Here is a 17,045-nt window from a genome sequence, read left to right as displayed (position 1 = left end):
CGACCCTCAACGGCTGGATGGTTGAGGGCCGGCCCGGCCTCGGAAAGCCCGTTCTCCTCGGCTCCGGTTGCTCGTTCCTCGCGCCCTCCGCCTCCTCGCCCGGGCTTTCCGAGCCCGAGCCACCCTCAACGGCCTCACTCCGCCGGGCCCGGTGTGCACCGGGCCCGGCTGGGTACGGCACGGCATGGACGACGTGCTCGAGGGGTACCTGCAGAACCACTGGACCGCGGCGTCCGCGGGCGTCTCGTTGTTCCGCCGGGTCGCGCGCACCCACAGCGATCCCGCCACTGCCGTCGCGGTGGCCGAGGTCGCCCACGAGGTCGAGGACGACCGGGACACGTTGCGTGGCGTCATGCATGACCTGGGCGTCAGACCGAGCATCATCGGTACGACGCTGGGGCGCATCGGCGCCGAGCTCGGCCGGCTCAAGCCCAACGGCCGCGTACTGCACCGCTCGCCGCTCACCGACGTGGTCGAGCTCGAGGCGCTGCGCGACGCCGTCTACGGCAAGCGCTGCGGCTGGGACGCCCTGCGCACCCTCGCCGAGGAGGAGCCGCGTCTGGACATCGACCTGCTCGAGGAGCTGATCGACCGCGCCGATCGGCAGCTCGAACGCCTGCGGCGGCTCCACCTCGCCGTCACCCGGGAGCGGGCCGTCGTATGAGGGTCGTGGTGACCGGGGCGCTCGAGCTGGGCTGGCTGGCCCGGCTCGCGCGGGTGCCGGGCTCGCTGGCGGACGCGCTGCTCGCCGTACCTCTTCTCTCGACCGCTCGAGCACGGGCCGAGCTGGGCTGGTCCCCGCGCCACACCGCGGCCGACGCGGTGTCGGCCTTCCTGTCCGGTGCCGCGCAGTCGGCGGGATCCCAGCTGCCGCCGCTGCACCCGTGAGGGAGCGCACGGCGGGGGTCGGGTGCGGGTCTGCGCGGTCGGCGGCGTGACACGGGATAGGTTGCGACCGTGGGCTTCGTCGAGGATCTGGACCGGGGGCAGCGCGAGCGTCCCTGGGCGGGGTTCCCGCTGGCCGTCATCTACAAGTTCTTCGACGACCAGGGCAACTACCTCGCCGCGATCCTGACGTTCTACGCGTTCCTGTCGATCTTTCCGCTGCTGCTGCTGGCCACCTCGATCCTCGGCTTCATCCTGCAGGGCAACGAGAAGCTGCAGGAGGAGGTCCTCGACTCCGCGCTCGGCCAGTTCCCCATCATCGGTGACGCGCTCGGGCGACCCGAGGGCCTGCAGGGCTCGACCGGCGGCATCGTCGTCGGCGCGCTCGCCGCGATCTACGGTGCGGTCGGCCTCGGCCTCGCCCTGCAGAACGTGCAGTCCGCGGCCTGGGCGGTGCCGCGCAACAGCCGCCCGCACCCGGTGATGACGCGGGTCAACAGCCTGGTCATCCTCGTCGTCGCCGGTACGGCGATCCTCGGCATCTCCATCGGCTCCTCGATCCTCACGTCCACGCGGTTGGTCGGCGCCCTGTCCACGCACGAGTGGTTCTTCTGGCTGGTGCGGCTGCTCACCGTGCTGATCCTCGGCGGCATGCTGACCGTCCTGCTGCGGATGGCCGCCGCCCGCAGCATCAAGGCCGGTGTCACCCGCGCGGCGCCCGGTGCGTTCACGATCGCGGTGCTGTGGCAGTTCCTGCAGCACATCGGGACGATCTACGTCACCAACGTGATCAACGGCGCCCGGCACAACAACATGACCGGCACCTTCGCCGTCGTCCTCGGCCTGATGGGTCTGCTCTACATCGGCGCGATCATGGCGCTGCTCGGCATCGAGGTGAACGTCGTCCTCGCCCGCCGGCTGTGGCCCCGCGCCCTCCTCACCCCGTTCACCGACCGCGTCGACCTCACCGACGCCGACCGCCGGGCCTACGCGATGTACACCCAGATGCAGCGCCACAAGGGCTTCCAGACCGTGACGGTGCGCTTCGACGGTCGCGACGGCGACACCCACGAGATCGAGCTGAACCCGCGCACCGAAGAGGTCATCAAGCAGTACATCCCCGGCTCCCCACCACGACCCGAGGCGGCCGACGAGGAGACCCAGCTGATCGACCTCAGCGAGCTCCCGCCCTCCATCTGAGACGCACAGCGGTGCGCGAGGAACGAGCGCACGGCGTCGTGCGGCCAGGTTGAGCGAGCCTCGCGGCCGAGCTTGCGAGGGCGCGATGGGCGAGTCGAAACCCAGCCGGTCAGGCGAGCAGGCGCTCCCGCAGCCGCTCCAGGACGGCGTCGTCGAGGCCGAGCCCGTCGCGCAGGTAGCCGGCCCGGTCGCCGTACTCCTCCTCGGCGGTGGCCCAGGCATCGCGGAGATAGGCGACGTCGACGACGAGCGTGGGCTCGAAGACGGCGAGCAGCGCCTCGCCGCCGGCCTTGCGGATCTCGGCCTCGACCCGGCCTCGGCTGGCGGCCGTGCGGGCGTTGGTCAGCAGGTAGTCGGCCTCGATCGTCGCGTCGTCGACCCCGGCGATGTGCAGCAGCAGCGCGGCGACCCAGCCGGTGCGGTCCTTGCCCTGCGAGCAGTGGAACAGCTGCGGGCCGTCCTCGGTGAGCTGGCGCAACACCGCACCGAACGCCTCGCGCGAGTGCGGGACGGTCACGAAGCTGCGGTAGACGTCCTCCATCAGCTGCAGCGCGTCGACGTGCGTGGTGAGCTGCGCGAGCCGCTCGATCGGGATGCCGATGGCGTCGAAGTGCAGCGCCCGCGCCCCGGGCACCTCCGGGTCCGGGTGGCGCTCGATCTCCGACGGCGCGCGCAGGTCGATGATCGCCGTCAGGCCGAGCGCGGTGAGCGCCTGGAGGTCGACGTCGCTGAGCCGCAGGTCGTTGGAGCGGTAGAACACGCCGGTGCGCAGGCGACGCCCGTCCGGTGTGGCGTAGCCCGGCCCGGCGACGTCGCGGAAGTTGTCCGCCGTGGCGAGCCGCAGCAGCTCGGAGCTCTCGGTCATGCCCTCACCCTAGGAGCGCCGTGCGGGCGGCAGATGAACACCCGTGCAACCATTCGGCGCGGCCAGCCGGTGGTGGAGGGTATGACCGCAATGACCGACTCCCGGCGTGGGAGTGCCTCGGGAGGCCGTACGGGAGGCCAGGTGGACAAGGTCGACTTCGACGCGTTCGTGGCCGCCCGCTCGACGGCGCTGCTGCGCACGGCGTACCTGCTGACCCGTGACCACGCCCAGGCCGAGGACCTGCTGCAGACCGCGCTGACCAAGGCCTGGTTCGCCTGGCGCCGGATCTCGGGCGAGCCCGAGCCCTACGTCCGCAAGATCCTGGTCAACACCTACGCGAGCTGGTGGGGCCGGAAGTGGAACGGCGAGGTCGCCACCGACGAGCTGCCGGAGCAGGGCGTCGCCGACGCGGCCGACAGCTCCGGCAGCGCGCACGACCTGTGGCAGGCGCTCGGTCGCCTGCCCCGCCGGCAACGCGCCGTGGTGGTGCTGCGCTACTTCGAGGACCTCACCGAGGCCGAGACCGCCCGCGTCCTCGGCTGCAGCGTCGGCAACGTCAAGAGCCAGTGCAGCCGGGCGCTCACCAAGCTGCGCATCGATCCCGCGCTCGTCACCGAGGAGGAGCTGTGAACACCATCCACGACCTGCGCGACACCCTGGCCGAGCACGCCGAGATCCACGACGTCGAGATCGGCGCCCGGTCCTCGGCGATCGCCCGCCGGGTGCGCGTCGTACGCCGCCGGAGGGTCGCGGGTGTCGGCGCGGCCGCCGTCCTCGCCCTGGTCGCGGCCGGGCTCACCCTCGGCCACTCCGACCGCCCCCCGGCTCCGGTGGCGCGGGTGCTCGGCGTCGTCGTACCCACCACCCTGACCTCCACCGGCTACACCTTCGACCACCCCGCCACGACCGCGGCTCCCGAGGGCAGCACGCTCGCCACGGTGACCGTGGATCCCACGGACGCGCCGGTCCTCGTCTCCTGGGCCACGCAGGGCGCCGACCAGCGCGTGCGCGTCACGACGCCGTCGGGGACCTTCCACTCCTCGCGGCCGGACTTCGGCGACTTCGTCCGGATCGACCCGGGCGCGGGCCGTACGACGGTCAGCGTCCGCGGCTCGAGCCGTACGGCGCTCGCGGTCTACCGGCTCGCGAGCACCCCGCCCGACGGCGTGACGACCGACGGGATCAGCTACCGGCGCGACGTCGCGGACCGCCGGCTCGTCGGTGCCCGGATCGCTCCCGAGGGCGCCACCACGCTGTCCCTGACGGTCACGATGCCCGGCCCCGGCCGCCAGAGGCTCGTGCTGGCCGACCTGTGCAGCGTGACCGGATCGGGTCGGCACGGCGACGCCTGGCTCGAGGGTGAGATCGACGGCCGGCCGGCGTGGGGCGCGGGATGCTCGGCCTCGCCGACCTTCGACCCCGGCGCCGGCAGCCGGCTCGGCCCGTTCCGCACGGCGTACCGCGCCGGCCAGCGGGTGCGGATCACCGTGCGCCTCCTCGACCACCACGGCGGGCAGCCGCTCGTCGACCCGCACGCACGGCTCGGGATCGGCGCGTACGTCATCGCGCAGCCCGCGATCCCCGAGCCGCACGGGCTGAGCCTGCCGCGGACGATCGAGGCCGGGGGGCACACCTGGGCCCTCGAGGCCCGGGTCCCCACGACGCTCCGGCAGGGCCAGAGCTGGCGGCTCCCGTTCCCCGGTGCCCCTGGTCGGCTGATGATGGTGCTGGCCGGGAACCCGGTCGGTCCGGGGACGACGACGGTCTTCGGCCAGGTCGACGGCCACGACCTCGACGGGTTCGGGTTCTCGCACGCGACGGGACCCGCGTCGGAGCAGCTGGGCCCGCTGGACGGGTCGATGCGCACCGTCGGCGCGCGGGTGGAGGGCACCGCGGCGTACGTCGCGATGGGGCTCTACGGGTTGTCGGACTGATCCTCGTACGGCTCCGGCCGGTCGGCGCGGGCGATGTGCACGAGCGCATCGCCCGCGTTGACGATCGGCGCCAAGGTCTGCCCGATGACGATGCCGGTGCGGTCGGCGTACACCAGGCGGACCCGGCGCCCGAAGGTGTCGGACAGGCCGCCGATCCGCCGCCCGGACTCCACCCAGTCGCCGAGGTGCACATCGGTGTGCCAGATGCCGGTGCTGCGGGCCCGCACCCAGCCGCTCTCCCGCGACTCGGCGACCTGGGGCGCCGGCCCGGCGTCGGGGGTCGGGTCCACCATGCCCATCGCCTCGAGGACCCGGCGTACGCCGGCGACACCGATCGCCACCGGCTCCTCGTCGAAGCGCAGGATCTCGCCGGCCTCGTAGAGCAGGACCCGGGCACCAACGTCGAGGGCGGCCTGGCGGAGCGAGCCGTCGCGCAGCCGGGCGTGCAGCATCACCGGGGCGCCGAAGGCCTCGGCGAGCTCGCGGGTGCGCGGGTCGTCGAGGTCGGCGCGGATCTGCGGGAGGTTGGTACGCCGGTCCGCGGCCGTGTGCAGGTCGATCCCGAGCTCGCACTTGGTGACGACCTCGGTCATGAACAGGTGCGCGATCCGGCTGGCGAGGGAGCCGCGGGCCGAACCCGGGAAGGACCGGTTGAGGTCGCGCCGGTCGGGCAGGTAGCGGTCTCCGACGAGGAAGCCGAAGACGTTGACGACGGGGACGGCGAGCAGCGTGCCGCGGAAGGTCTTGGCCGACAGCCCCGCCAGCGCCTGACGGATCACCTCGACGCCGAGCACCTCGTCACCGTGGATCACGCCGGAGAGCCACACGACAGGGCCGGGCTCGCGCCCGTGGACGACGCGCACCGGCAGGCTGACGTCGCCGCCGGTGACGAGCCGGGTGATGGGCAGTTCGACGTCCTTGGTCGAGCCGGCCCGCACCCGGACGTTGCCGATCGCGAAGGACTCACGCGCCATCGGCGACCCCGCGGTTGCGGCGGCGTACCTGCTTGGGCGGACGACCACCCAGGTAGCTGCGGCCCGAGTCGACCAGGAAGCCCTGGCGCAGCGCCTCGCGGCCGATCAGCAGCCGGAAGCCCATCGCGTCGCGGCGGGTGAGGGTCACCTCCGCGTCGACGGTGCGGCCGAGCAGCTCGAGCCGCATCCGGACGACGTACCGCTGCTGGACGTGGCCGGTGCTGCTGCGGACCGTCCGGCGGTCGTGCACCGGCAGCTCCACGGTGCGCGCGTCGTCGGCAGTCTTCTGCCACGGGTGGATCGAGAACCGGACCCAGGGAACGCCGTCCCGCTCGAGCTCGACGAGGTCGAACGCGTGCAGGGCGGAGGTGCGGGCACCGGTGTCGAGCTTGGCCTTGACGTGCTCGACGCCGAGGTCGGGCAGGCCCACCCACTCTCGCCACCCCGCGTTGACGGCGGTGCTGCTTGAATGGGATTGCGCTCTCCGGGAGCGTCCCGCCTCCATCACCACGTCGCTATCCAATCAGGTCGGTCATCAACCGTTATGAAACTCGCGATCCTCTCTCGGGCCCCGCGGTCCTACAGCACCCAGCGGCTTCGCACGGCCGCGCTCGACCGCGGGCACGAGGTGAAGGTCCTCAACACGCTGCGGTTCGGCATCGACCTGACCAATGACCTACCGGACCTGCAGTTCCGGGGCAAGCCGCTGTCCGACTACGACGCGGTGCTGCCGCGCATCGGCAACTCGATCACCTACTTCGGCACCGCCGTGGTGCGTCAGTTCGAGCAGATGGACGTGTACACGCCCAACACGGCGAGCGGCATCACGAACTCGCGCGACAAGCTGCGCTGCTTCCAGATCCTCTCGCGGCACAACATCGACATGCCGCAGACGATGTTCGTGCAGGACCGGGCGGGCGTGATCCCCGCGATCGAGCAGGTCGGCGGCGCGCCGGTGGTCATCAAGCTGCTCGAGGGCACGCAGGGCATCGGCGTGATCCTGGCGCCCGGCCTCAAGGTCGCCGAGGCGATCGTGGAGACGCTGCAGTCGACCCGGCAGAACGTGCTCATCCAGAGCTTCATCAAGGAGAGCAAGGGGCGCGACGTGCGCGCCCTGGTCGTGGGCGACCGCGTGGTCGCGGCGATGCGGCGTACGGCGCAGGGCGACGAGTTCCGCTCCAACGTGCACCGCGGCGGGTCGGTCGAGCGGGTGGAGCTGGACCCGGAGTTCGAGCGCACGGCCGTCCGGGCCGCACAGATCATGGGGCTCAAGGTCGCGGGCGTCGACATGCTCGAGGGCAACGACGGACCGCTGGTCATGGAGGTCAACTCCTCGCCCGGCCTGCAGGGCATCGAGGCCGCCACCAACCTCGACGTGGCCGGCGCGATCATCGACTACATCGACAACCAGGTCGCCTTCCCGCAGATCGACGTGCGCGAGCGGCTCGCGGTCTCGACCGGGTACGGCGTGGCCGAGATCGTCGTCCACGGCGACGGAGCCTTCGTCGGCAAGACCCTCGGCGAGTCGGGCCTGCGCGACCGCGACATCACCGTCCTCACGCTGCACCGTGGCACCCAGGTCATCCCGAACCCCTTCCCGCACCACGTCCTCGCCGCCGAGGACCGGCTGCTCTGCTTCGGCCGGCTCGAGGAGATGCGCGGGATGATCCCGGCGCGGCCGAAGCGGCGGGCGCGGGTGAAGAAGCTGCCGAAGCAGCCGATCCACGAGGACTGATGCTGCTGCAGATTTCCCAAGGTATGTAGGGAAATCCGCGCATCCCAAGCGCTGCAGCGCCAGGGAGGCTCTGGCATCCCTACATACCTTGGGAAATCTGCGAGCACCCGACCCCTGGCAGGATGGGCCCGTGACTGAGCCCGCCACCGAACTGGTCCACCTCGAGGTCGCCGACGGCATCGCGACCATCACCCTGGACAGCCCGCACAACCGCAACGCGCTCTCCCGCCAGCTCGTCTCCGAGCTGGTCGACCACCTGACCGCGGTCGGCGAGGGTGACGAGGCGAAGGTCGTGGTGCTGCGGTCGTCGGGGCGCGTCTTCTGCTCGGGCGCCGACCTGTCGGAGGCCTCCACCGTGCCGCTGGAGGAGGGGCTGCGCACGATCGCCGCCGTGCAGCGACAGATCCTGTCGCTGCCGCAGCCGGTCGTGACGGTCGTCGAGGGCGCGGCCCGGGCCGGCGGGATCGGCATCGTCGCCGCCTCCGACATCGCGATCGTGGCCGAGGACGCCACCTTCGCGCTCACCGAGGTCAAGCTCGGCCTGGCGCCGGCGATCATCTCGCTCACCGTCTTCCCGCGGATGACCCAGCGCGCCGCCTCGCTCACCGCGCTCGGGGGTGAGGTCTTCAGCGGCGCCGAGGCGGCGGCGTACGGGCTGGTGACGAAGGCGGTTCCGGCCGCCGAGCTCGACGCCGCCGTCACCACGCTCGTCGGTCAGCTCGCGACCGGCGCCGCTCAGGGTCTGCGCGAGACCAAGGCCCTGCTCAACGCCCCGCTCATCGCCGACATCGCCGCCCGCACCGACGAGCTCGCCGCCCTGTCCGGCCGGCTCTTCGCCTCCGACGAGGCGCGGGAGGCGATGATCGCCTTCCTCAACCGAAAGAAGTGACCCTGTCGCTGTAACACGTCGTTGCGGGCTGTAACACGTCGTTACGCGAGCTGCGCGTCGCGCCTGGTCGCTGGAAGCCCGTCCGGCACGGCTGCCAGCAACCAGAACGGGCGACCGGCTCGCGTCACTACGTGTTACAGCACCCCGATCAGGTCCGCAGTGTTACAGCACCCCGATCAGGCACGACGCGTTACAGCACCCCGATCAGGTCCGGGTCGCCCACAGCCGTCCCGGCCGCCCGCTGGAACCGGCGCCCCGGCAGGGCGAACAGCCCGACCACGGCCGCGAGGTAGCAGACCCCGGCGACCACCAGGCAGCCCACGGTCAGTCCGGCGAGGAACGAGTCCTGGGCGGCCGACACCAGTGCGGGGTGGTGCCCGGCGATGGTGAACGCCACCGGCACGGACTCCTTCGCCACCGATGCCTGACCGGTGGCGGCGAACGCGCTGCCGAGCAGGTGCGAGCCGAAGACCGAGGAGAACACCGAGCCGACGACCGCGACGCCGAGGGTCGAGCCGAGCTCGCGGGTCGCGTCGTTGACGGCGGAGCCGACGCCGGCGCGGGCCGGTGGCAGCACGAGCATGATCGACTCGGTAGCGGGCGTCGACACGAGCCCCATCCCGAGTCCCATCAGCACCATCTGCGGCACGATCACGGTCCAGTACGGCGTACCGACCTCGACGCTCCACGCGATCCAGGCCATCGCCGAGCCGAAGAACACCAGGCCGGTCACGACGACGACCCGGGTGCCGATCCGCGGTGCCAGCAGGCCGCCGAGCACCGACGCGACGGCGATCGACAGCGCGACGGGCAGGATCCGCGATCCGGTGGACAGCGGGCCGAACCCGCGGACGACCTGGAAGTACTGGGTGATCAGGAAGATGAAGCCGGCGAGGGCGAAGAAGTTGGCGGTCACGGCGCCGCTTGCCGCGCTGAACCGTCGGTCGGTGAAGAGGCGTACGTCGAGCATCGGGTGCTCCGCCGCGCGCTCGGACGCCACGAACGCGACGACGAGCAGGGCCGCGACCGCGAACCCGCCGAGGGTGGCGGCGCTCGACCAACCCCGCTCGGGCGCCTCGATCACGGTGTAGACGAGCGCACCGAGCATGAGCACCGAGATCGCGAGGCCGCGCAGGTCGAGGGCCGGTACGTCGGGGTCGCGCGACTCGGGCACCAGCCAGAAGGCCAGCGCGGCAGCGACCAGGGCCACGGGAGCGAGGGCGAGGAAGACGCTGCCCCAGTAGAAGTGCTCGAGCAGCAGGCCGCCGGTCACCGGGCCGGACGCCACCCCCACACCGACGACCGCACCCCAGCCACCGAGCGCGGCCGCGCGCTGCTTCCGGTCGGTGAAGGCGTTGGAGATGATCGACAGCGTCGCGGGGAAGATCATCGCGGCGAAGGCGCCCATCCCGAACCGGGCCGCGATCAGCGTGCCGGTCGAGTGGACCAGGGCGCCCAGGACGCTGGTGGCCGCGAAGCCGAGCAGCCCGACGATCAGCGCGGGCCGTCGGCCGAAGCGGTCGGACAGGCTGCCGAACGCCAGCACCAGGGCGGTGAAGGCGAGGTTGTAGCCGTCCACGACCCACTGCAGGCCGCGGGTGCCCGCGCCCAGCTCGCGGGCGATGCTCGGCAGCGCCACGTTGACGATCGTGACGTCGAGGTTGATCGCCAGCACGGCGACGTACACCGCGGCGAGGATGCCGGCCCTGCGCTTCATGGTCTCTCCCGTGTCGCCATAAGTTCCCACTGTCAACATCGCCCACCATGACACCCAGATGTTCCCACTGTCAACACTTCCGGTTCGGAACGCCTACCATGCAGTCGTGAGCTCCTACCACCACGGCAACCTGCGCGAGGCCCTCATCGAGACGGCCGTCGCGCTGGCGCGGGAGAAGGGGCCGGACGGGCTGGTGCTCCGCGAGGTGGCCCGGCGGACCGGGGTCTCGCACAACGCCGCCTACCGGCACTTCGCCGACCGGGACCAGCTGGTCCAGGAGGTCGCGTCGGTGGCCCTCGCCGAGCTGGCCGCGGCCATGCGCGCCAAGGTGGGCCGGGTGCGGGCGAAGGACCCGCAGGACCGCGCGCGCAAGCGCCTGCGGGCGACGGGACAGGCGTACGTCGAGTACGCGCTCGCCGAGCCGGGGCTGTTCCGGGTGGGCTTCGACGAGGGCAGCATCGGTGAGCTGGCCGGCCCCTACCAGCTGCTCACCGAGGCATTGGACGCGTGCCTGGAGGTCGGTGCGATGGCGGTCGCCAAGCGTCCCGGAGCGGAGCTGTCGTGCTGGGCCGGTGTCCACGGGTTCTCCATGCTCTACGGCAGCGGCCCGTTGCGGGACACGCCGCGCATGCAGCGCGATGCCGATCTGACCCGCCTGCTGGACGGCATCGACGACGCCCTCCGGTAATCTTGAGGACTTGCCACCTCCCGTTCGGGAGGGGCGAACGGGCGTGCTCGAGGGGAAGCGTCGATGTCGGATCAGGTGGAGCGCGAGGTCGCCACCGAGCAGGTGTTCGTGGATCGCGTCTACGCACAGCTGGACCATGCGGGGCTCGCTGCGCAGGAGCTCGCCAAGGAGGGCCATGCCCGCGGCCGGCTCGGACACGAGGGCGGGCTCGTCGAGCGTGACGCCATGGTGTTCCAGGCGGCGAAGCGCCTCGCCCAGCTCGACGCCGCGCACGAGGGCCTGGTCTTCGGCCGCCTCGACCTGGTCGACGAGATCGACCCCGAGCCGCGGTACGTCGGCCGCATCGGCCTGCGCGACGACGACCGCGAGTCGCTCCTCATCGACTGGCGGGCCCCGGCGGCCGCCGTCTTCTACCAGGCCACCGCGGCCGAGCCGCACGGCGTGATCCGGCGCCGCGTCCTGCGCAGCACCGGCCGCACCGTCATCGGTGTCGAGGACGAGCTGCTGGACGCCGACGCCCAGGAGGCGGCCGAGGCCGAGGGTCGCAGCCTGCCGATCGTCGGCGAGGGGGCCTTGATGGCCCAGCTCTCGCGCGCCCGCGACCGGAACATGCACTCCATCGTGGCGACCATCCAGGCCGAGCAGGACAAGGCGATCCGCGCCCCCGCTAAGGGCGTCGTCGCGATCTCCGGCGGCCCGGGCACCGGCAAGACGGTGGTCGCGCTCCACCGCGCGGCGTACCTGCTCTACACCGACCGCCAGCGCTACGAGCGCGGGGGCGTGCTCGTGGTCGGCCCCTCCGGCGTCTTCATGCGCTACATCGAGCGGGTCCTGCCCAGCCTCGGTGAGACCGCCGTCGCACTGCGCAGCCTGGGCGAGGTCGTCAGCGACGTACGCGCCACCCGGCACGACGAGCCGGCGGTCGCCGACATCAAGGGCTCGGCGCGGATGGCCGAGCTGATCCGGCGTACGGCCCGTCAGCAGGCGCCGGGATCGTCCACCGAGTTCCGGATGTTCTACCGCGACGACCGGCTGGTCCTCGACCGCGGCAAGCTCGGTCAGGTACGCCGCCAGCTGATGTCGCAGGGCCTGCGCAACAAGCAGGTGCCGCGCGTCTCCCACGCGCTGCTCGACGCCCTGTGGCGCCAGGTCCGCTCCGAGCGCGGCCGCGACCGCGGCCGCGAGGAGTTCAACGAGGACCTGCTCGGCAACGACGACTTCCGCGACTTCGCCCTCGCCTGGTGGCCCCCGCTGGACGCCGCGACGGTCCTGTGCTGGCTGCGCGACCCCGAGCTGCTCGGCCGGGTGTCCGAAGGCCTGCTGAGCCGCGAGGAGCAGGCCCTGCTGGCGAAGTCCTGGGCGCACCTGGACGCGTCCCGCCCGATCAGCGGGCAGATCTCGATCGAGGACGTGCCGCTGCTCGACGAGCTGCGCTACCTGCTCGGCGACAAGCCGGAGCGCAAGGTGGACGAGGACGGCTACGCCGCGGCCCTCAAGGACAGCGACCGCGAGGAGCTGCTCACCGTCGCCGACCGGGAGTTCGCGAGCGGGCGCGGGTGGGTCGCGCCGACGTACGGTATCGACGACGACCCCTATGCGCACGTGCTCATCGACGAGGCGCAGGACCTCAGCCCGATGCAGTGGCGGATGGTCGCCCGCCGTGGGCGGACGGCGACCTGGACGATCGTCGGCGACCCGGCGCAGTCCTCGTGGCCGGTGCCCGCGGAGTCGGACGAGGCGCGCGCGAAGGCGCTCGAGGGCAAGGCCGTGCACGCGTTCCACCTCTCCACGAACTACCGCAACAGCGCCGAGATCTACGCGTACGCCGCCGCGTACGCCGAGCGGGTCGGCCTCGACGCCGACCTGCCCGACGCCGTGCGGCGTACCGGCGCGGAGCCGGTGCAGATCGGTCCCGTGCCCGACCTCGAGGCGGCCACGCGCGCCGCTGTCACCGAGCTGGCCCAGCAGGTCTCCGGCACGGTCGGCATCGTGGTGCCGGTCGCCCGCCGTAGCGAGGTCAACGGCTGGCTCGCCTCGTGGCCCGAGCTGGCCGAGGACGCCCCGTCGGCCGCCGCCTCGGCCCGCGACGCCCTCGCTCCGCCCTCCGGCACCGACCGCGTCGTCGTCCTCACCGGCCTCGACACCAAGGGCCTGGAGTTCGACGCCATCGTGGTCGTCCGCCCGCAGGAGATCCAGGACGAGTCCGCCACCGGCCGCGCCACGCTCTACGTGGTCCTCACCCGCGCGACCCAGCTGCTCACGACGATCTCCTGACCCGCCGTCCTACCTGATCGTTTGGCCCTTCTGAGTCACGAAAAGGGGCCACACGATCAGGTACGACGAAAACCTCCGCGGACCGGTGCAACCCCCGATGATGGTCGTGCGTGTTGGGTGCATGACGACATCGGGAGCACGGCATGAGCGCTGATGCTGACTTCGCGGCGTTCTACGACGCCACGTGGGGCAGGACCGTCGCCTGCGCGTACGCCATCTCGGGCGACCTCGGGCACGCCGAGGAGATCGCCCAGGAGGCGTACACGCGGGCCTGGCCGCGCTGGTCCAAGCTGAGCAGGTACGACGAGCCCGGCGCCTGGGTGCGCCAGGTCGCGACCCGGCTGGCGGTGTCACGCTGGCGGCGCCACCGGACCGCGCTGCGGCACCTGGCCACGACCCGCGGCCCCGAACCTGTGCTCGGCCCGGACGGCTCCACCGTCGCGCTCGTCGCAGCCCTGCGGGAGCTGCCCGAGGCCCAGCGCCGTGCCGTCGTGCTGCACCACCTCGCCGGCTTCCCCGTCGCCGAGATCGCCTCCATGGAGCGGTGCCCCGAGGGCACCGTCAAGGCCCGCCTCTCGCGCGGGCGCACCGCACTCGCCCAGCTGCTGGGCGAGGATCAGGACCAGACCCGGAGCGGGGACACAGCCCATGCCTGACCTCTTCGACATCGACCGCGCGTTCGACGCGCTCACCCACGACGTCGCCACCCGGACCCACGCCCCCGGCGCGGAGCGTGTCACGCAGACCGCTCGCCGTCGTCGTACGACGAGGCTGGTGGGCGCCGTCGCCGCCCTCGCCGTGATCGCGGGCGGAGGGGTGGGGCTCATCGAGCACCGTTCCACGCACGCCGTGGTGGATCCGGCCGGCGACCTGCCCGCCCCGGCGCCGCTGAGCGTCGGTGTCCTGGACGCCGTCACCACGGGCTGGATCTCCGGCTGGACCGAGCCGACCAGCATCAAGGACGTCCCGCACGACCTCAACGCGGCCGGCGACGACTGCATGACCTCGCTGCTGGGCAACGAGCGGGACAGCGACGTGGCGAGCTACGGCGCCTCGGCCTTCCTGTCCGGTCACTCGATCGCGTTCTCCCGCGGCATGGCCATGAAGACCGCCGCCTCGGCGCAGCACCTGATGGCGGCCGCGTCTCCGTCGAGCGCCTGCACCGACGTGCGTACGACGGAGCCCGCGGCCGACACCGAGCTGGTCACCGCCCGCGCCTCGGACGCCAACGGTCACGCCCTCTTCGCGGTGGCCCGCTGGCACGAGCGGCTCGCGTTCCTCGGCATCTCGGACCCGGCGAACGCCGATCCCGAGGCGGTCCGGGCCGCGCTGGGCGACGCGCTGCTGGCTGCCATCCAGGAGGACAGCACGGTCAGTGTGATGTCCGGCATCGCCGGCGACACCTTCTCCAGCGGCTCGTCGAGCGGCAGCGGGAGCTCCTCCGCCAACGCACCGTCGTACTCGATGACGAGCCCGACGGCCGCGGAGCTCCGGCAGGCGCTCGGCAGCTGGGCGGCCGGCTTCCGGACCCAGGGCGCCTCGCAGTACATCGACGCGCCGAGCTGCCTGGTGGACGACGCGTCCTCGTCCCAGGGTGAGACGGTGGGCAGCGACGCCGTGGTCATGCTGAGCAGCTACGACTCCGGCGCTGCCTCGCAACAGGCGTTGGCTGACCTGCAGTCGTCGCTCGCGTCGTGCGGTTTCGCGACGGCCGGACCGACGGGTGACCTCCTCGTCGCCTCGAGGGGCGGCGCCCACCCGACCACGCTCTGGTTCCTGCGCAGCGACAGCCACATCGCGCGGGTCCAGGTCGACGGCTGGGCCGACCCGCCCCAGGCCGTCACCGAGGCCGTCGACCGGCTCCTGACCGCCGCCGTCGCGACGATCAAGGTCGAGCCATCCGGGCCGGTGATGACCGCGAGCGCCAAGGCTCTCGGGTAGGGGTCAGCCGACGCTGTCCAGGACCGCCGGGTCGATGCCCACCGCGGTGAGCACGTCCTCGAGGACGAGCAGCACCTGCCGGGCGAGCCGGTCCACCACCTGCGACTGGGTCTCGTCGTGGTGGTCGAGCCACCACAGCGTGCCGGCGTCGACCATTCCCATCAGGCTCGCCAGCACGGCGTCCGGAGCCGGCACTGCGACGTCGCCGACGACCCGGCGGGCGTGCTCGGTGGTGGTGTCGACGATCTCGGAGAGGAACTGCGGACGGCCGCCGCGGTCGCCCTGCAGCGTGATGGCCTGCCGCTGGGCGGTGACGAAGCGGTAGAGGTGCGGGTGCTGCGCGGCCCAGCCGAACTGCTGGTCGATCATGGCGCGGACGACGTCGTACCGGAGCCCGGTGCTGGTCAGCTGCGGCCGGACGTGGGAGAGCAGCTCCTTGCTGGCCTGCCGGGCGACCTCGCGGTCGAGCTGCTCCTTGCTCTCGAACAGCCGGTAGACGTTGGGCCGCCGGATGCCGGCCCGTTCGGCGATCTGGGCCATGCCGACGCCCGGCCCGAGCTCCTCGATCGCGTCGCGGGCGGCCCGGACCAGCGCCTTACGCCGCTCGTCGCCATCGATCACACGACAACCCTACCGGTCCTGATACACCTTGTATCAAGCGTTCCCGGGTGCCACAATCGTGGTGTTGATACAGCCTGTATCAGGCTCTTCCCGAAAGGTTCCTCATCGTGCCCACCCGCCGCTCGCCCTGGATGGACTCCTCGGAGTCGCTCGACGACTTCCGCGACCTCTGCCGCACCTTCATGGAGAAGGAGGTCCGCCCCAACGTCGAGAAGTTCATCTCCAACAAGGAGGTCGACCGCGACCTGTGGAACCGCGCCGGCGAGGTCGGCCTGCTCTGCCTCTCCATCCCCGAGGAGTACGGCGGTGGCGGCGGCACCTTCGCGCACGAGGCGATCCTCATCGAGGAGCAGGCCAAGGTCGGCGACAGCAGCTGGGGCGTCTCGCTGCACAACGGCATCGTCGCCCACTACATCCTCGCCTACGGCTCGGAGGAGATGAAGCAGGAGTGGCTGCCCAAGCTGGCCTCCGGTGAGGTCGTCGGCGCCATCGCCATGACCGAGCCCGGCACCGGCTCGGACCTGCAGAGCGTCAAGACCAAGGCGATCCGCGAGGGCGACGAGTACGTCATCAACGGCTCCAAGATCTTCATCACCAACGGCCGTCAGGCCGACCTGGTGATCACGGTCGCGAAGACCAACCCGGAGGAGGCGGCATCCGGCATCTCGCTGATCCTCGTGCCCACCAGCACCCCGGGCTTCTCCCGCGGCAAGACCCTCGACAAGGTCGGCATGAAGGGCCAGGACACCGCCGAGCTCGTCTACGAGGACGTGCGCGTCCCGGTCACCAACCTGCTCGGCACCGAGGAGGGCCAGGGCTTCGTCCAGCTGATGATGCAGCTGCCCCAGGAGCGCCTGATCATCGCGGTCTCCAACACCATCGCGATGGAGTACATGGTCGAGGAGACGCTGCGCTACGTCCACGACCGCGAGGCCTTCGGCCGCCCGATCTGGGGCTTCCAGAACACCAAGTTCAAGCTCGCCGAGTGCGCCACCGAGGCGCGCGTGGCCCGCTCGTTCGTCGACGAGTGCATCGGCCTGCACCTGCAGGGCCAGCTCGACATCCCCACCGTCGCGATGGCCAAGCTGTGGTGCTCGGAGAAGGCCCAGGAGGTCGCCGACAAGTGCCTGCAGCTGCACGGCGGCTACGGCTACATGAACGAGTACCCGATCGCCCGCGCCTGGGCCGACCTGCGCATCTCGCAGATCTACGGCGGCACCAGCGAGATCATGAAGGAGATCATCAGCCGGACGATGACAGCACCGGCCTGATCGTCGTACCGACGTACAGGACAGAGGAACAGCAGCCGCGCGGTCCCCACA

General features: G+C 71.8%; 17 protein-coding genes. 12 read left to right on the top strand and 5 right to left on the bottom strand.

Annotated features, from left to right (window positions below):
- The first annotated feature begins 184 nt into the window (after positions 1 to 184).
- The 3 genes from ACYVAQ_RS02255 to ACYVAQ_RS02245 all read left to right on the top strand — a co-directional run bounded on the left by ACYVAQ_RS02255 (position 185) and on the right by ACYVAQ_RS02245 (position 2,085).
- On the top strand, positions 185 to 664 hold the full coding sequence (locus tag ACYVAQ_RS02255; RefSeq protein ID WP_460786826.1) for a hypothetical protein: 480 nt from the start codon (positions 185 to 187) through the stop codon (positions 662 to 664).
- A gap of 8 nt (positions 665 to 672) precedes the next feature.
- Positions 673 to 888: a hypothetical protein gene (locus ACYVAQ_RS02250; RefSeq protein ID WP_460786825.1), complete on the top strand. Its 216-nt coding sequence runs from the start codon at positions 673 to 675 to the stop codon at positions 886 to 888.
- Between the two features lie 69 nt (positions 889 to 957).
- Positions 958 to 2,085 carry a YihY/virulence factor BrkB family protein gene (locus ACYVAQ_RS02245; RefSeq protein WP_460786824.1) on the top strand — a complete coding sequence of 376 codons (1,128 nt, stop codon included), beginning with the start codon at positions 958 to 960 and terminating at the stop codon, positions 2,083 to 2,085.
- A gap of 109 nt (positions 2,086 to 2,194) precedes the next feature.
- On the opposite strand, the gene ACYVAQ_RS02240 is transcribed toward ACYVAQ_RS02245, so the two are convergent.
- On the bottom strand, positions 2,195 to 2,950 hold the full coding sequence (locus ACYVAQ_RS02240; RefSeq protein WP_460786823.1) for a tyrosine-protein phosphatase: 756 nt from the start codon (positions 2,948 to 2,950) through the stop codon (positions 2,195 to 2,197).
- Between the two features lie 141 nt (positions 2,951 to 3,091).
- On the opposite strand from ACYVAQ_RS02240, the gene ACYVAQ_RS02235 reads away from it, so the two are divergent.
- Positions 3,092 to 3,580 carry a SigE family RNA polymerase sigma factor gene (locus ACYVAQ_RS02235; RefSeq protein WP_460786822.1) on the top strand — a complete coding sequence of 163 codons (489 nt, stop codon included), beginning with the start codon at positions 3,092 to 3,094 and terminating at the stop codon, positions 3,578 to 3,580.
- Complete coding sequence (locus ACYVAQ_RS02230) at positions 3,577 to 4,884, top strand: hypothetical protein (protein ID WP_460786821.1); 1,308 nt, start codon at positions 3,577 to 3,579, stop codon at positions 4,882 to 4,884. The genes ACYVAQ_RS02235 and ACYVAQ_RS02230 overlap by 4 nt, the downstream gene beginning before the upstream one ends.
- On the opposite strand, the gene ACYVAQ_RS02225 is transcribed toward ACYVAQ_RS02230, so the two are convergent.
- Together ACYVAQ_RS02225 and ACYVAQ_RS02220 are read right to left on the bottom strand one after the other, a co-directional pair.
- On the bottom strand, positions 4,866 to 5,858 hold the full coding sequence (locus ACYVAQ_RS02225; protein ID WP_460786820.1) for a succinylglutamate desuccinylase/aspartoacylase family protein: 993 nt from the start codon (positions 5,856 to 5,858) through the stop codon (positions 4,866 to 4,868). The genes ACYVAQ_RS02230 and ACYVAQ_RS02225 overlap by 19 nt on opposite strands.
- The gene (locus ACYVAQ_RS02220; protein ID WP_460787065.1) at positions 5,848 to 6,363 is read right to left on the bottom strand and encodes an ATP-dependent zinc protease family protein; all 516 of its coding nucleotides are present in this window, start codon (positions 6,361 to 6,363) and stop codon (positions 5,848 to 5,850) included. Before ACYVAQ_RS02220 ends, ACYVAQ_RS02225 begins: the two co-directional genes overlap by 11 nt.
- A 39-nt stretch (positions 6,364 to 6,402) precedes the next feature.
- Between ACYVAQ_RS02220 and ACYVAQ_RS02215 the strand changes: the two genes are divergently transcribed.
- Together ACYVAQ_RS02215 and ACYVAQ_RS02210 are read left to right on the top strand one after the other, a co-directional pair.
- Positions 6,403 to 7,593: a RimK family alpha-L-glutamate ligase gene (locus ACYVAQ_RS02215; RefSeq protein WP_460786819.1), complete on the top strand. Its 1,191-nt coding sequence runs from the start codon at positions 6,403 to 6,405 to the stop codon at positions 7,591 to 7,593.
- A 130-nt stretch (positions 7,594 to 7,723) separates the two neighbouring features.
- Positions 7,724 to 8,482 carry an enoyl-CoA hydratase-related protein gene (locus ACYVAQ_RS02210; RefSeq protein WP_460786818.1) on the top strand — a complete coding sequence of 253 codons (759 nt, stop codon included), beginning with the start codon at positions 7,724 to 7,726 and terminating at the stop codon, positions 8,480 to 8,482.
- Positions 8,483 to 8,672: 190 nt separating this feature from the next.
- Here ACYVAQ_RS02210 and ACYVAQ_RS02205 read toward each other — a convergent pair whose 3' ends face one another.
- Positions 8,673 to 10,199: an MFS transporter gene (locus ACYVAQ_RS02205; RefSeq protein WP_460786817.1), complete on the bottom strand. Its 1,527-nt coding sequence runs from the start codon at positions 10,197 to 10,199 to the stop codon at positions 8,673 to 8,675.
- A gap of 106 nt (positions 10,200 to 10,305) precedes the next feature.
- Here ACYVAQ_RS02205 and ACYVAQ_RS02200 point away from each other — a divergent pair, with 106 nt between their 5' ends.
- The 4 genes from ACYVAQ_RS02200 to ACYVAQ_RS02185 all read left to right on the top strand — a co-directional run bounded on the left by ACYVAQ_RS02200 (position 10,306) and on the right by ACYVAQ_RS02185 (position 15,102).
- Positions 10,306 to 10,887, top strand: coding sequence for a TetR/AcrR family transcriptional regulator (locus ACYVAQ_RS02200; RefSeq protein WP_460786816.1), 582 nt, complete (start codon positions 10,306 to 10,308; stop codon positions 10,885 to 10,887).
- A gap of 63 nt (positions 10,888 to 10,950) precedes the next feature.
- The gene (locus tag ACYVAQ_RS02195) at positions 10,951 to 13,161 is read left to right on the top strand and encodes a HelD family protein (protein WP_460786815.1); all 2,211 of its coding nucleotides are present in this window, start codon (positions 10,951 to 10,953) and stop codon (positions 13,159 to 13,161) included.
- Between the two features lie 143 nt (positions 13,162 to 13,304).
- Positions 13,305 to 13,817, top strand: coding sequence for a SigE family RNA polymerase sigma factor (locus ACYVAQ_RS02190; RefSeq protein ID WP_460786814.1), 513 nt, complete (start codon positions 13,305 to 13,307; stop codon positions 13,815 to 13,817).
- Complete coding sequence (locus tag ACYVAQ_RS02185; protein ID WP_460786813.1) at positions 13,810 to 15,102, top strand: hypothetical protein; 1,293 nt, start codon at positions 13,810 to 13,812, stop codon at positions 15,100 to 15,102. The genes ACYVAQ_RS02190 and ACYVAQ_RS02185 overlap by 8 nt, the downstream gene beginning before the upstream one ends.
- Before the next feature lie 3 nt (positions 15,103 to 15,105).
- On the opposite strand, the gene ACYVAQ_RS02180 is transcribed toward ACYVAQ_RS02185, so the two are convergent.
- A complete protein-coding gene (locus tag ACYVAQ_RS02180; protein WP_460786812.1) occupies positions 15,106 to 15,723 on the bottom strand; it encodes a TetR/AcrR family transcriptional regulator in 618 nt (205 codons plus the stop codon).
- A gap of 107 nt (positions 15,724 to 15,830) precedes the next feature.
- Here ACYVAQ_RS02180 and ACYVAQ_RS02175 point away from each other — a divergent pair, with 107 nt between their 5' ends.
- A complete protein-coding gene (locus ACYVAQ_RS02175; RefSeq protein WP_460786811.1) occupies positions 15,831 to 16,994 on the top strand; it encodes an acyl-CoA dehydrogenase family protein in 1,164 nt (387 codons plus the stop codon).
- The last annotated feature ends 51 nt before the right edge of the window (positions 16,995 to 17,045 follow it).

Source organism: Nocardioides maradonensis (assembly GCF_054777115.1).
This window is presented reverse-complemented; position numbering and strand designations above follow the sequence as displayed.